The organism is Kitasatospora cathayae, from assembly GCF_027627435.1.
Classification (GTDB): domain Bacteria; phylum Actinomycetota; class Actinomycetes; order Streptomycetales; family Streptomycetaceae; genus Kitasatospora; species Kitasatospora cathayae.
Window position 1 is genome coordinate 6,391,195 of sequence record NZ_CP115450.1, and the last position, 13,409, is coordinate 6,404,603.

A 13,409-nucleotide genomic window follows, 5' to 3' on the forward strand; every position below is an offset into this window, starting at 1 on the left:
AAGTTGCACGATCGGCGCATGACGACGAACACAGAGACGGCGGCCCCGGCAGGCTTCGCGGACCTCCAGCCGTTGATGGCCCTGATGACCGGCGACGAGAAGCACGGCCCCGCCGCCACCTCCACCCTGGACGCCCTTTGGGTGCTGTACGACCGGGTGCTGCGGGTCACCCCGGCCACCGCCGACGCCCAGGACCGCGACCGCTTCCTGCTCTCCAAGGGCCACGGCCCGATGGCCTACTACGCCGTACTGGCCGCCAAGGGCTTCATCGACCCCGCCGTGCTGCCGAGCTTCGGCGGCTACGACTCGCCGCTCGGCCACCACCCGGACCGGACGCTGATCCCCGGCGTGGAGATCGCCTCCGGCTCGCTCGGCCACGGCCTGCCGCTGGCCGTCGGTACGGCGCTCGGCCTGCGGGCGCAGGGGCTGACCGATCCGGCGGTGTGGGTGCTGCTCGGCGACGCCGAGTTCGACGAGGGCTCCAACCACGAGGCGGTGGCCTTCGCCGGCGCGTACGGGCTGGACCGGCTGCACGCGGTGGTGATCGACAACTCCTCGGCCACCCACGGCTGGCAGGGCGGCATCGCCCAGCGGTTCGCCGCCGAGGGCTGGTCCACCGCCACGGTGGACGGCCGCGACCACGAGGCGCTGCACCGCGCCTTCACCGCCGAACACCCGGGCCGCCCGCACGTCGTGGTCGCCAGGGTCGAGCCGAAGAACTCCTGAGCACATCAGCAAGTACCTACACGAAAGGCACTTCACAGATGGACACCATGCGCGACCGCTTCGTCGACGTCACCTCCCGCCTGCTGGACGAGGACCCCCGGCTGGCCGTGGTGCTCGCCGACATCACCGCCGCCGCCTTCGAACCGGCCCAGCAGCGCCACCCCGACCGGGTGGTCAACGTCGGCATCCGCGAACAGCTGCTGATCGGCGCGGCCGGCGGACTGGCGCTCAGCGGCATGCGCCCGATCGCCCACACCTTCGCCAGCTTCCTGATCGAGCGGCCCTTCGAGCAGGTCAAGCTGGACCTGGTCCACCAGGGCGTCGGCGCCGTGCTGGTGAGCGCGGCCGGCTCCTACGACTGGCCGGCCGGCGGCCGCACCCACATGTCCCCGGGCGACGTCGCCCTGCTGGACACCCTCCCGGACTGGACGGTGCACGTCCCCGGCCACCCGGACGAGGCCGAGCAACTGCTGCGCCACGCCTACGCGGACGGCGACCGCAACGTCTACGTCCGGCTCTCCGCGCACCAGAACGCCGCACCGGTCGCGGTCGGGCCCGGCCGCTTCGCCACCGTGCGCACCGGCACGCGCGGCGTGGTGCTGGCCGTCGGCCCGATGCTGGACGCGGTGCTGGCGGCCACCGAGGGCCTGAACGTCACCGTGCTGTACGCGGCGACGGTGCGCCCCTTCGACGCCGCCGGGCTGCGCACCGCGCTGGGCGGGCGGGCGGACGTGGTGCTGGTGGAGCCGTACCTGGCGGGCACCTCGGCGAACGAGGCGCACGCGGCGCTGGCCGACCGCCCGCACCGGGTGCTGGCCCTGGGCGTGCCGCGCGAGGAGCACCGGCACTACGGCTCGATCGCCGAGCACCTGGCCGCCTACGGCCTGGACGCCTCCTCGCTCAAGGAGCGGATCGCCGCCTTCCTGCGGTGAGCCCTCGCGTGCCTCCGGTGAGCCTTCAAACGCGGACGATCGCCACCGAGTCCGTCGCCAGCCGCACCGCCGCACCCTCCAGCGCGGCCGCCCCGAAGGCCGCCACCACCTCCCGCCCGGCCGCCTCCCGCCCGGCGGCCGCCAGCGGCAGCGCCGCCTCGGCCGGGCCGAGGTTGACCGCCACCCGGTACGGCCCCCGGTGCACCACCAGCCAGCCCGCCGCCTCGTCGAAGGCGACCCGCACCGCGCCGAGGTCCGGGTCGGCGAGCTCCGGCCGTTCGCGCCGCAGCGCGATCAACCTCCGGTACCAATCCAGGAGTTCGGCGTGCGGGGCGCGCCGGGGCTCGGTCCAGTCGAGCACCGACCGCAGTACGGTGGCCGGCTCCTGCGGGTCCGGGACGGCCTCGGCGGCCCAGCCGTGCTCGGCGAACTCCCGCCGCCGGCCCTGCCGGACGGCCTCCGCGAGGGCCGGGTCGGTGTGGTCGGTGAAGTACTGCCAGGGGGTGGCGGCGCCCCACTCCTCGCCCATGAACAGCATCGGGGTGAACGGCGAGGTGAGCACCAGCGCGGCCCCGCAGGCCAGCCGGCCGGCGGACAGCGAGGTGGAGATCCGGTCGCCGAGCGCCCGGTTGCCGACCTGGTCGTGGGTCTGCAGGTAGCCGAGCAGCCGGTGGCCCGCGTCCGAGGTGAACGGCCGCCCGTGGCGGCGCTCCCGGAAGGAGGACCAGGTGCCGTCGTGGAAGAACCCGCGCCGCAGCGTCTTGGCCAGGGCGGCGAGCGGCTCGCGCGCGAAGTCGCCGTAGTAGCCCTGGGATTCGCCGGTCAGCGCGCAGTGCAGGGCGTGGTGGAAGTCGTCGCTCCACTGCGCGGTGAGGCCCTGGCCGCCGGCCTCGCGGGCGGCGGTGGTGCGCGGGGTGTTGAGGTCGGACTCGGCGACCAGGAACAGCGGCCGGTTGACGGAGACCGCCAACCTCTCGACCTCGCCGACGAGTTCCTCCAGGAAGTGGACGGCCCGGTGGTCCACCAGGGCGTGCACCGCGTCCAGCCGCAGGCCGTCGATCCGGTAGTCGCGCAGCCAGGCCAGCGCGCTGCCGATCAGGTAGGCGCGCACCTCGTCCGAGCCCGGCGCGTCCAGGTTGACCGCCGAGCCCCACGGGGTGTGGTGCCGGTCGGTGAAGTACGGTCCGTACAGCGGAAGGTAGTTGCCGGACGGGCCGAGGTGGTTGTGCACCACGTCGAGCACCACCCCGAGGCCCTTGCGGTGCGCGGCGTCCACGAAGCGCTTGAGCCCCTCCGGCCCGCCGTAGGGCTCGTGCACGGCCCACGGCGAGACCCCGTCGTAGCCCCAGCCGTGCCGGCCGGGGAACGGGCAGACCGGCATCAGCTCGACGAAGTCCACGCCCAACTCGACCAGGTGGTCCAGCCGTTCGGCTGCCGCGTCGAAGGTGCCGCGCGCGGTGAAGGTGCCGACGTGCAGCTCGTACAGCACCGCGCCGGGCAGCGCGCGCCCGCGCCAGCCGGTCTGCGACCAGCGGAAGGCGGTGTGGTCCACCGCCCGGCTGGGGCCGTCCGGGCCGTGCGGCTGCCGGGGCGAGCGCGGGTCGGGCAGCGGCGGACCGCCGTCGAGCCGGAAGGCGTAGTCGCCCTCGGGGGCCTCGCCGGCCCACCAGCCGTCCCGCTCGGCGCAGCGGGCCAACGCGTGGGCCCCGCCGCCCACTTCGACCTCGACCCGGTGGGCCGCGTACGGCGCCCACACCTCGTAGCGCGACATCCTCAGCCCCTCCTGGTCAGCAGTGCCACCGGGTACGTGGCCAGCAGCTCCGCCACCGGCACCGCTCCGGCCGGGAAGCCGCGCAGCGACAGCCGGTCGGTCCACGGGCCGCCGGCCGGCAGCTCCAGCACGGTGTCCCGCCAGCCGCCCGCCCGGGCCAGCCCGTACGGCAGCCGGGTGACGGCGGTGACGACGTCCTCGCCCCGGGCGAAGGCCAGCAGGTGGTCACTGGCGAGGTCCACGGCCCGCAGTGGCCGGTAGGCGCCGAGCGGGCCGGAGCGGCGCAGGTGCAGGGCGGTCGCGGTCAGGTGCAGCTTCTCCCGGGCGAGGTCGCCGGGGCGCGGGGTGGCCGCGTCGGTGAGCCGCACGGCCAGCGCGCCGAGGTCCACCACGCCGCGGTTGTCCGGGTCCACCAGGGTGTAGAGCGGCTCCTCGCTGCCCTGGTACAGGTCCGGCACGCCGGGGACGGTCAGGTGCAGCAGGGCGGCGGCCAGGGTGTTGGAGCGGGCGTACGGGGCGAGCGCGTGCACCAGGCCCTCGATCCGGGGGAGCAGCCCGGCGTTGCCGTGGACGGCGCGGGCCCGCGCTTCCAGGGCCTGCTCGTAACGGGCGTCGGGGGCGGTCCAGGAGGTGTGCAGCTTGGCCTCGCGGGCGGCCTTGAGCAGGGCGGCGACCAGCCGGTCCGGGGAGATCGGCCAGGCGGCGACCAGGGTGTGCCAGAGCAGCCAGTCCGCGTCGCGGTCGAGGCCGGGGGCCGGGGGCCCGGCGGCGGTGGACCAGGCGGCGGCCTCGGCGGCCCAGGCCTCGGGCTGCTCGGCGAGGACGGCGAGCCGGGCCCGGGCGTCGGCGCTGCGCTTGGTGTCGTGGGTGGAGAGCACCGTCATGCTGTGCGGCCAGGTGCGTTCCAGGTAGCGGCACCAGTCGTGGAACTCCGCCGGGTGCAGCCCGGGCCGGGCCGGTTCGCCGCCGACCTCGTTGAGGCCGGGCAGGGCGTTCCAGCGGTAGAAGGCGGTGTCCTCGACGCCCTTGGCGGCCACGGCCGCGGCGGTCTGGGCGAAGCGCACGCAGAACTCGTCCTTGTCGGCGCTGCGCCCCAGCTCGCCGAGGGCGAGCGCGGCGACCAGGCGCTCGGTCGGGTCCGCAGTGCCGTCCGCGCCGAGCGAGCCGGTGGCCTGCAGCGGGTCGTCGAAGGCGGGCTCCCCGGGCCGCACGTACGGCCGGTACGCCGGGTAGTCGGTGAGCAGCCGCCGCAGCGCCGCGCGCAGCTGCCAGGGCGCGTGGTCGGCGTGGGCGGGTTCGGCGGCGCCGATCCGCAGCGCGATCCGGACCAGCCGTTCGACCTCGGCGGTCAGCTCGCCGCCGGGCCCGGTCATGTCGGCCCGCCCGCGCCGGGCGGCGGCGATCGCCGGGTGCGGGTCCTGGCACAGGTCGCGGACCGGCCCGCCGCGCAGGAAGGACTCGTACGCCCCGGCCAGCCGGCAGGCGCCCGCGTGGTCGGTGAGCACGCCGTCGATCCGGCGCAGCGCGTCGTAGCCGGTGGTGCCCGCGACCGGCCAGTCCTCGGGCAGCCGCTCCTCGCCGGTGAGGATCTTCTCGACCACGACGTACGCGCCGCCGGTGGCTTCGGCGAGGCGCTCCAGGTAGCCGCGCGGGTCGGCGAGCCCGTCCGGGTGGTCGATCCGGAAGCCGTCCAGGACACCGTCGGCGTGCAGCCCGAGCAGCACGGCGTGGGTGGCGGCGAAGACCTCCGGCTCCTCGACCCGGACGGCGATCAGCTCGTTGATGGTGAAGAAGCGCCGGTAGTTGAGTTCGGTGCGGGCGAGGCGCCACCAGGCCAGCCGGTACCACTGGCGGGCGAGCAGGTCCGGCAGCGGCAGGTGCTGGGTGCCCGGGCGCAGCGGCAGCTCGTGCTGGTGGTAGCGCAGCCGCTCGCCGTCCACGGTCAGCTGGTCCAGGACGGCGCCGAGCCGGTCGCCGAGCAGCGGCAGCAGCACTCTCCCGCGCCCGGGGGCGTCGGTGGGGCCGGGCTGGGCGGTCCAGTCGATGTCGAACCAGCGCGCGTACGGCGAGTCGGGCCCGTCCCGCAGCACCTGCCAGAGCGGCTGGTTGAGCCGCTCGGGGACGGGCACGGCCATGTGGTTGGGCACCACGTCGGCGATCAGCCGCAGGCCGTGCCGGTGCGCCTCGGCGGCCAGGGCGCGCAGCGCGGCCTCGCCGCCGAGCTGCTCGCTGATCCGGGTGTGGTCGACGGTGTCGTAGCCGTGGGCGGAGCCGGGGGCGGCCTCCAGCAGCGGGGACAGGTGCAGGTGGGAGACGCCGAGGGCGGCCAGGTAGGGGACGGCGGCGGTGGCGTGGTGGAGGGTGAAGCCGGGCTGGAGCTGGAGGCGGTAGGACGCGGTGGGGGGCGGGGTCGGGTGGGTAGCGGCCGGGCGGGGCTGCGCGGGCTCGGCGGCGGAGGTCATAGGTCCATAGGTACCCGGCCAGGCCTGCCGCCAAGACCCGCTGCTGATCCGAACAGGTGAGCGCACATCCGCTAGGCCGGTCGCTGCAGCACCATCAGCGAGCGGTCGGTGAGCCACAGCACGTCCCCCGCCTTGACCCGCGCGCCGGAGCCGGGGGCGGGCAGCCGGGGCTGCGCGGTGTCGACCACGACCTGCCACTCCTGCCCGTGGTCGGCCGGCACGGTGAACTCCAGCGGCTCGAAGTGGGCGTTGAACATCAGCAGGAAGGAGTCGTCGACGATCCGCCCGCCGCGCCGGTCCGGCTCGGAGATGGCGTAGCCGTTCAGGAAGACGGTCAGCGACTTGGCGTAGCTGGCGCCCCAGTTGCGCTTGGTCATCTCCTCCCCGCCGGGGGTGAACCAGGCGATGTCGGTGAGGTCGTCGTAGCCGTTCGGGGGGAGGGCCCCCGAGCCGTGCCGCCCGGACACCGGCCGTCCGTGGAAGAACCGCCGCCGCCGGAACACCGGGTGGTCGCGGCGCAGCCAGATCATCCCCTGGGTGAACTCCAGCAGCCGCGCCTCCGGCCCCTCGCCCTCGGGCCAGTGCACCCAGGTGAGCTCGTTGTCCTGGCAGTACGCGTTGTTGTTGCCCAGCTGGGTGCGGCCGAGCTCGTCGCCGTGGGAGAGCATCGGCACGCCCTGGGAGAGCATCAGGGTGGCGATGAAGTTGCGCTGCTGGCGCGCTCGCAGCTCCTCGACGGCCGGGTCGGTGCTCGGGCCCTCGACGCCGCAGTTCCAGGAGCGGTTGAAGGACTCGCCGTCCCGGTTGTCCTCGCCGTTGGCCTGGTTGTGCTTGTCGTTGTAGGAGACCAGGTCGCGCAGGGTGAAGCCGTCGTGGCAGGTGACGAAGTTGATGGAGGCGATCGGGCGGCGGCCGTCGTCCTGGTAGAGGTCGGAGGAGCCGGTGAGCCGGGAGCCGAACTCGGCCAGGGTGGCGTTCTCGCCGCGCCACAGGTCGCGCACGGTGTCCCGGTACATGCCGTTCCACTCCGTCCACAGCGGTGGGAAGTTGCCGACCTGGTAGCCGCCCTCGCCGAGGTCCCAGGGTTCGGCGATCAGCTTGGCCTGGGAGACCACCGGGTCCTGCTGGACCAGGTCGAAGAACGAGGACAGCCGGTCCACCTCGTGGAACTGCCGGGCCAGGGTGGCGGCGAGGTCGAAGCGGAAGCCGTCCACGTGCATCTCGGTGACCCAGTAGCGCAGCGAGTCCATGATCAGCTGGAGCACGTGCGGGCTGCGCATCAGCAGGCTGTTGCCGGTGCCGGTGGTGTCCTCGTAGAAGCGCTGGTCCTGGGCGAGGCGGTAGTAGGAGACGTTGTCCAGGCCGCGCAGCGACAGCGTCGGCCCGAGGTGGTTGCCCTCGGCGGTGTGGTTGTAGACGACGTCCAGGATCACCTCGATGCCGGCCGCGTGCAGCGCCTTGACCATCGACTTGAACTCCTGCACCTGCTGGCCGCGGTCGCCGCCGGAGGAGTAGGAGGAGTGCGGGGCGAAGAAGCCGATGGTGTTGTAGCCCCAGTAGTTGGCCAGGCCAAGGTCGCGCAGCCGGTGGTCGCGGACGAACTGGTGGACCGGCATCAGCTCGATCGCGGTGACGCCGAGCTTGGCCAGGTGCTCGATCACCGCCGGGTGGGCCAGGCCCGCGTAGGTGCCGCGGATCTCCTCGGGGATGCCGGGGTGCAGCTGGGTGAGGCCCTTGACGTGGGCCTCGTAGATGACGGTGCGGTGGTAGTCGGTGCGCGGCGGGTGGTCGGTGCCCCAGTCGAAGTAGGGGTTGATCACCACCGAGTGCATGGTGTGCGGGGCGGAGTCGAGGTCGTTGCGGCGCTCGGGCGCGCCGAAGTGGTAGCCGTAGACGGACTCGTCCCAGTCGATGTGGCCGCTCATCGCCTTGGCGTACGGGTCCAGCAGCAGTTTGGCGCTGTTGTGCCGCTGGCCCAGGCCCGGGTTGTACGGGCCGTGCACGCGGAAGCCGTAGCGCTGGCCGGGCTGGACGCCCGGGAGGTAGGCGTGCCGGACGAAGGCGTCCGTCTCGCGCAGTTCGACGGCGGTCTCCGAGCCGTCCTCGCCGATCAGGCACAGTTCGATCCGGTCGGCACTCTCCGAGAACACCGCGAAGTTGGTGCCGGCCCCGTCGTAGGTGGCGCCGAGGGGGTAGGGCTTACCGGGCCAGACCTGCATGACGTCCTCAACTTCCTCATGGCGTACGGAAACTGACATGTAGTCCGACTATCTGCCCGGACCCGTGCGCTCTCTTCCCGGCCGGGCGGCCGCGCATGTGCGACGCTCGCGCGCCGTGACGCACGGCACAGCCCGCAATACTTCCCGAGCCCTTCCCCGACGGCCGGGAGATAGCGCCGGGGTTACCCCGAACGGGTGTCCAGTGGCGAATCCTGTGAAGAGTGGGGCGGGTGGTGCGCGCGAGCCCCCTCGTCCATCCGGCTGCGGGCGGCTCGCGACGGGCAGTACCCTTGATCGTCCGGCCGCCCCGGCCGACCCGATGCTTGTCAACGGCCCGTCAACGGTCCCCGCGCCCGCGGGGGTCAGCCGCAGATGAGGTGGTGCATGGTGTTCCCCGCTGGCGGCCGTGGCTCCGGGCCCGACGGCCCCGACCGGGGCGGTGCCCGCAGCGAGGCGCCCACGGTCGTCATGCGCCCCACCATGACCGGCCGCGCCCTGGTGCCGGCCCAGAGCGGCCCCGTCGAGGTCCCCGCGCTCGCCTGGTCGGCCGGCGAATGGGAGGACGCCTACCAGCGGGTCCGGCTGTCCGGCCGTGCCTACGTCTGGCTCAACCTGGTCGAACAGCGGCTGCGCTCCCTCGTCGACGAGGTGCTCCACCCCATCTACGCCCCCGCCCACGGCGAGGACTGGGTCACCGCCGCCGCCGGACCGGCCGGCGAGGAATGGGCCCACCGGGCGGGCGCGGTGCGCGAGGTCAGCCGCCGCAAGGGCTACCTGCTCGACCCGGCCGACGACGACCCGCTGGTCTTCCTCACCCTGCCCCAGCTGCGCGAACTGATGGTCCAGCACTGGCCCTGCTTCGAGCCCTACCTCGCCGACCGGCGCGAGATCGAACTCGCCCTGGACGAACTCGAGGTGGCCCGGCACGTGGTCTCCCGCAACCGGGTGCTCACCCAGACCGTGCTCGCCCAGACCGAACGCGCCGCCGCCCGGCTGCTCGCCGTCCTCGACGGCGGCGCCGGAGGGGTGCCCGCCGACGTGGTGGAGTCCCTGGTCGCCGGGCGCTACGCGGACGTGGTCGCGGTGCACGCCGACCGGGTCCGGCTGCAGCGCGACCTGCCCGTCGAGGACCTGCTCGACGGCGCCCGGCGCCTGGACGCCCTCGGCATCGGCCTCGGCATGCTCTGCCAGAACTACACCGGCAAGCGCCTGGTCCGCCTCGCCGGCGAGGGCTGCCGGGTGCGGCTGCTGTTCCTCAACCCGGCGAGCAGCGCCGTACGCCGCCGCGAGCGTGAACTCGGGCTCTCCCGCAGCGAGTTGTCCCGCTCCATCGAGATGAACATCATGCACGTGCGCCGGGTCCGGGCCCGGCTGCGGGACCAGGGCGGCTTCGAGATCCGGGTCTTCGACGAGACCCCGCGCTTCACCGCCTACCTGGTCGAGGGCCCCCGCCCCACCGGCCCGGTCGCCGGCCGCCGACAGAGCCGCGACCTCGGCGTCATCCAGCCCTACCTGCGCCGCTCCCGGGGCATGGAGTCCCCGGCGCTCGTCCTGCGCGGCGGAGCCGGCCAGCAGCCCGGCGGCACCGAGCCGGGGCTGCTGGAGGTCTACCGCGAGGAGTTCGAGGGGGTCTGGGCCGATTCCCGGAACGTGTCGTGAGGCTCGCATCGTGAGATGACCGCTGGTCAGGGTCCTGTCGGCGATGGAACACTGCGGGCCGTGAACAGCCTCCCCACCTGGACCCTGGAACCCGCCGGCCCCGAGGACCTCGAACCCATCGTCGAGCTCAAGGCCCAGGTCATGCGCGCCGACCTGGAACGCCTCGGCCGCTGGGACCGGGAGCGCTCCCGGGAACGCGTCCGGAAGTCCTTCTCCACCCGCCACACCTCCGTGCTGCTGGTCGAGGGCGCCCTCGCGGGCTGCGTCACGATCCGCCCCGACGAGCGGGGCGGGCGCCACCTGGAGCTGTTCTACCTGGCCCCGCACCTCCAGGGCCGCGGCCTCGGCACCGCCGTCCTGCGCCACCTCCTCGCCGACGCCGACGCCGCCGGCGAACCGATGCGCCTCGTCGTCCTCCAGGGCAGCGCCGCCCAGCGGCTGTACGAACGGCACGGCTTCGCGGTCGTCCACGAGGACCCGATCGACGTCACCATGCACCGCCCCGCCCGCGAGCCCGCCGCCTGACGCACGGTCATCAAGCGCAGTAACGATTCGCCCAAGTCGGCTGGTCACGGTGATCGCACCCGTGGTAGGTGTAGCTCCCGTGAAGATCACGGGGGATGACGGGGCCGTGCTGCGCCTCGAAGACGTACACCGCACCTACGGCACCGGCCCGGAGGCCGTACGGGCGCTCAGGGGGGTGGACGTCACCTTCGACCGCGGCAGCTTCACCGCCGTGATGGGCCCCTCCGGCTCCGGCAAGAGCACCCTGCTGCAGTGCGGCGCCGGCCTCGACCGCCCCGACAGCGGCCGGGTCGTCCTGGACGGCACCGACCTCGCCGGGCTGACCGAGACCGAGCTGACCGTCCTGCGCCGGCAGCGACTCGGCTTCGTCTTCCAGGCGTTCAACCTGGTCGGCGCGCTCACCGCCGAACAGAACGTCGGCCTGCCGCTGCGCCTGGCCGGGCGCCGCCCCGACCGCGCCGAGGTCCGGCGCGCCCTCACCCAGGTCGGCCTCGGCGAACGCACCGGCCACCTGCCCTCCCAGCTCTCCGGCGGCCAGCAGCAGCGCGTCGCCATCGCCCGCGCCCTCATCACCAAGCCCCGGATGCTGTTCGCCGACGAGCCCACCGGCGCCCTCGACAGCTCCAGCAGCCGCGACGTGCTCACCCTGCTGCGCGACCTGGTCGACCGCGACGGCCAGAGCACCGTCATGGTCACCCACGATCCGGTCGCCGCCTCCTACGCCGACCGCGTCCTCTTCCTCGCCGACGGCCGGATCGTCGACGACCTGCCCCACCCCACCGCCCAGCAGGTCGCCGAGCGGATGACCGCCCTGGAGACCGTCGCATGAGCGAGCGAATCATCGAGAGGTGCGCGTGGGCGAATGCCCCCGCCGAGCGCAGCGAGGCGGGCGCATGAGTTCCCTCGGCACCCTGCTGCCCGTCGCCGCCGCGAGCCTGCGCCGCCGCCAGGCCGCCTTCGCCGGCTCCTACGTCGCCCTCACCCTCGGCGTCACCCTGGTCGCCACCACCGGCAGCCTGCTCGACGACACCGCCGGGGACGACTCCCCGCTCGGCGCGCCCTCCCTGCACAAGGTGCTCCAGTTCACCTCCGCGATGGCCGCCTTCGTCGCCGTCTTCGTCGTCGCCGGCACCTTCGCCTTCGCCGTCGCCCAGCGCCGCCAGGAGATCGCGATGCTGCGCGCCGTCGGCGCCACGCCCCGCCAGATCGTCTGGCTGATCACCGGCGAGGCCGCCTTCGTCGCCCTCGCCTCCGCCGTCAGCGGCTGCCTGCTCTCCCTGCCCGGCGCCCCCGCCCTCGCCGCCTGGCTGGTCGCCCGAGGCGCCGCCCCCGACGGCTTCACCGCCCGGCCCGCCGCCGGACCGATGCTGCTCGCCGCCGCCGTCGGCCTGCTGGTCGCCCTGCTCGGCGCCGTCACCGCCGCCGTCCGAGCGGGGCGGGTGCGCGCCGTCGAGGCACTCGGCGACGCCGCCGTCGACCGCAAGGTGATGACCCGACCGCGCTGGGCCTTCGCCCTGCTCGGGCTGCTCGCCCTCGGCGGCACCGTCTCCTACTACCTCTCCGCGGCCACCATGCCACCCGCCCCCGGCGACCAGCCGGACGACCCCCAGCTCGCCTCCCAGTGGGTGCTCGGCGCCGACCTGCTCACCATCACCGCGATCGCCCTGTTCGCGCCCGTCGTCGTCCCGCCGCTGGTCCGACTGCTCAGCGCCCCGCTCGCCCGCGCCACCGCCGCCGCCCCGCTGCTCGCCCGGCAGAACGCGCTCACCGCCGTGCGCCGCACCGTCTCGACCGCCACCCCGGCCTTCCTCACCATCGCGCTCACCGGCACCGTGATCGGCTCCACCGCCGCCTTCGCCGACGCCATGACCGCCCAGAACAAGGCCACCGCCGCCGCCCGCTACCTGCTGCGCCCCGGCGACGCCCCGCTGCCCGCCGACGCCGCCCGCCGGCTCACCGCAGCTCAGCCCGGGCTGCACGCCACCGCCACCACCTCCACCGTGGTCACCGGCCTCGGCGCCGACCGGACCGCCTTCGACGACCACGGCGAGGACTCACCCGCCACCGTCCCGTCCGCCGCCACCGTCGTCGACGGCGACCTCGCCACCGCCTGGACCCTGCCCGCCGTCGACGGCACCGCCGCCGACCTGCGCGGCGCCACCCTCGCCGCCTCCACCGACCAGGCCCGCGGCCACGGCTGGAAGCTCGGCGACCAGGTCAACCTGCGCCTGCCCGACGGCACCCTCGCCAGCCTCCGGCTCGTCCTGCTCTACCGCACCCAGCTCGGCCTCGACGAGATCCTGCTCAGCGGCGACGCCGCCGCCGGCCACCTCGACGGCGCCCGCCCCGGCGCCGTCCACCTCAGCGCCGAACCCGCCGACCGGCTCGGCGGCACGCTCACCGACGCCCACCACCCCGGACCCGACCCGGGCGCGCACTACGCCTGGATCGCCACCACCACCATCCTCGGCCCCGCCCTGCTCTACGCCCTGATCGCCATCGTCAACACCATGGTGATGAGCGCCGCCGACCGCCGCCGCGACTTCACCGTGCTGCGCCTGGCCGGAACGGTGCGCCGCCAGGTCCTGCAGATGGTCGCCCTGGAAGCCGCCCTGGTCGTGGCCACCGCCGCCGTCCTGGCCCTCGCCGTCACCGCACTCACCCAGTACGGCACCACCGCCCTGCTCAACCACCGCGTCCTGGCCGGGCAGACCAGCGTCGGACTCCACCTGCCCTGGCTCCCCCTCGGCGCGGGCGCGGCCCTCTGCCTCGCCCTCGCCGTGACGGCCAGCGTCCTGCCCAGCCGCCTCGCCCTGACCGGCCCGGCGGCGGCGCGGTAGGGCGTATGTGGACAGGCCTGCCCCGGCCGCATTCAGCGGCCGGGGCAGGCTGCATGGCGAACCATCAGTACTCCCACGGATTCAGCACAGCCGCACCGGTCCGGGACAGGTGCCTGACGTTGCGGCTGACGAGCGTCCAACCGTTCGCGATGGCCGTGGCCGCGATCAACGCATCGGGCGGGTCGATGGATGTCCCAGCGCTCTTGAGTCGACGGTGAACGGCCAGGTAGGCGGCGGCTTCCCGTTCGCCGATCACCGCGATCCCTCCCTGGTAC

At 74.3% G+C, this 13,409-nt stretch carries 10 protein-coding genes; 6 read left to right on the forward strand and 4 right to left on the reverse strand.

What is annotated here, in order from left to right:
• Positions 1-18 precede the first annotated feature (18 nt).
• Complete coding sequence (locus O1G21_RS28670; RefSeq protein ID WP_270147720.1) at positions 19-726, forward strand: thiamine pyrophosphate-dependent enzyme; 708 nt, start codon at positions 19-21, stop codon at positions 724-726.
• Between the two features lie 38 nt (positions 727-764).
• Positions 765-1,658: a transketolase family protein gene (locus O1G21_RS28675; protein WP_270147721.1), complete on the forward strand. Its 894-nt coding sequence runs from the start codon at positions 765-767 to the stop codon at positions 1,656-1,658.
• Positions 1,659-1,683: 25 nt separating this feature from the next.
• Here the strand turns inward: O1G21_RS28675 and treZ are convergent, their stop codons facing one another.
• From treZ to glgX, 3 genes are all read right to left on the reverse strand, one after another.
• Positions 1,684-3,429, reverse strand: a complete 1,746-nt coding sequence (gene treZ / locus O1G21_RS28680; RefSeq protein WP_270147722.1) for a malto-oligosyltrehalose trehalohydrolase — start codon at positions 3,427-3,429, stop codon at positions 1,684-1,686.
• A gap of 2 nt (positions 3,430-3,431) precedes the next feature.
• Complete coding sequence (treY, locus tag O1G21_RS28685) at positions 3,432-5,891, reverse strand: malto-oligosyltrehalose synthase (RefSeq protein WP_270147724.1); 2,460 nt, start codon at positions 5,889-5,891, stop codon at positions 3,432-3,434.
• A gap of 71 nt (positions 5,892-5,962) precedes the next feature.
• Positions 5,963-8,110, reverse strand: coding sequence for a glycogen debranching protein GlgX (gene glgX, locus O1G21_RS28690; protein WP_270147725.1), 2,148 nt, complete (start codon positions 8,108-8,110; stop codon positions 5,963-5,965).
• A 384-nt stretch (positions 8,111-8,494) separates the two neighbouring features.
• Here glgX and O1G21_RS28695 point away from each other — a divergent pair, with 384 nt between their 5' ends.
• From O1G21_RS28695 to O1G21_RS28710, 4 genes are all read left to right on the forward strand, one after another.
• Entirely contained in the window at positions 8,495-9,769 is a 1,275-nt protein-coding gene (locus O1G21_RS28695; RefSeq protein WP_405000729.1) for an SAV2148 family HEPN domain-containing protein, read from the forward strand.
• A gap of 60 nt (positions 9,770-9,829) precedes the next feature.
• Positions 9,830-10,294 (forward strand): GNAT family N-acetyltransferase, encoded by a 465-nt coding sequence (locus O1G21_RS28700; RefSeq protein WP_270147726.1) that lies wholly within the window; start codon positions 9,830-9,832, stop codon positions 10,292-10,294.
• Between the two features lie 79 nt (positions 10,295-10,373).
• A complete protein-coding gene (locus O1G21_RS28705) occupies positions 10,374-11,123 on the forward strand; it encodes an ABC transporter ATP-binding protein (RefSeq protein WP_405000730.1) in 750 nt (249 codons plus the stop codon).
• 64 nt (positions 11,124-11,187) lie between these two features.
• Positions 11,188-13,134, forward strand: a complete 1,947-nt coding sequence (locus O1G21_RS28710) for an ABC transporter permease (RefSeq protein ID WP_270147729.1) — start codon at positions 11,188-11,190, stop codon at positions 13,132-13,134.
• A gap of 64 nt (positions 13,135-13,198) precedes the next feature.
• On the opposite strand, the gene O1G21_RS28715 is transcribed toward O1G21_RS28710, so the two are convergent.
• Entirely contained in the window at positions 13,199-13,390 is a 192-nt protein-coding gene (locus tag O1G21_RS28715) for a type II toxin-antitoxin system VapC family toxin (protein ID WP_270147730.1), read from the reverse strand.
• Between the last annotated feature and the right edge of the window lie 19 nt (positions 13,391-13,409).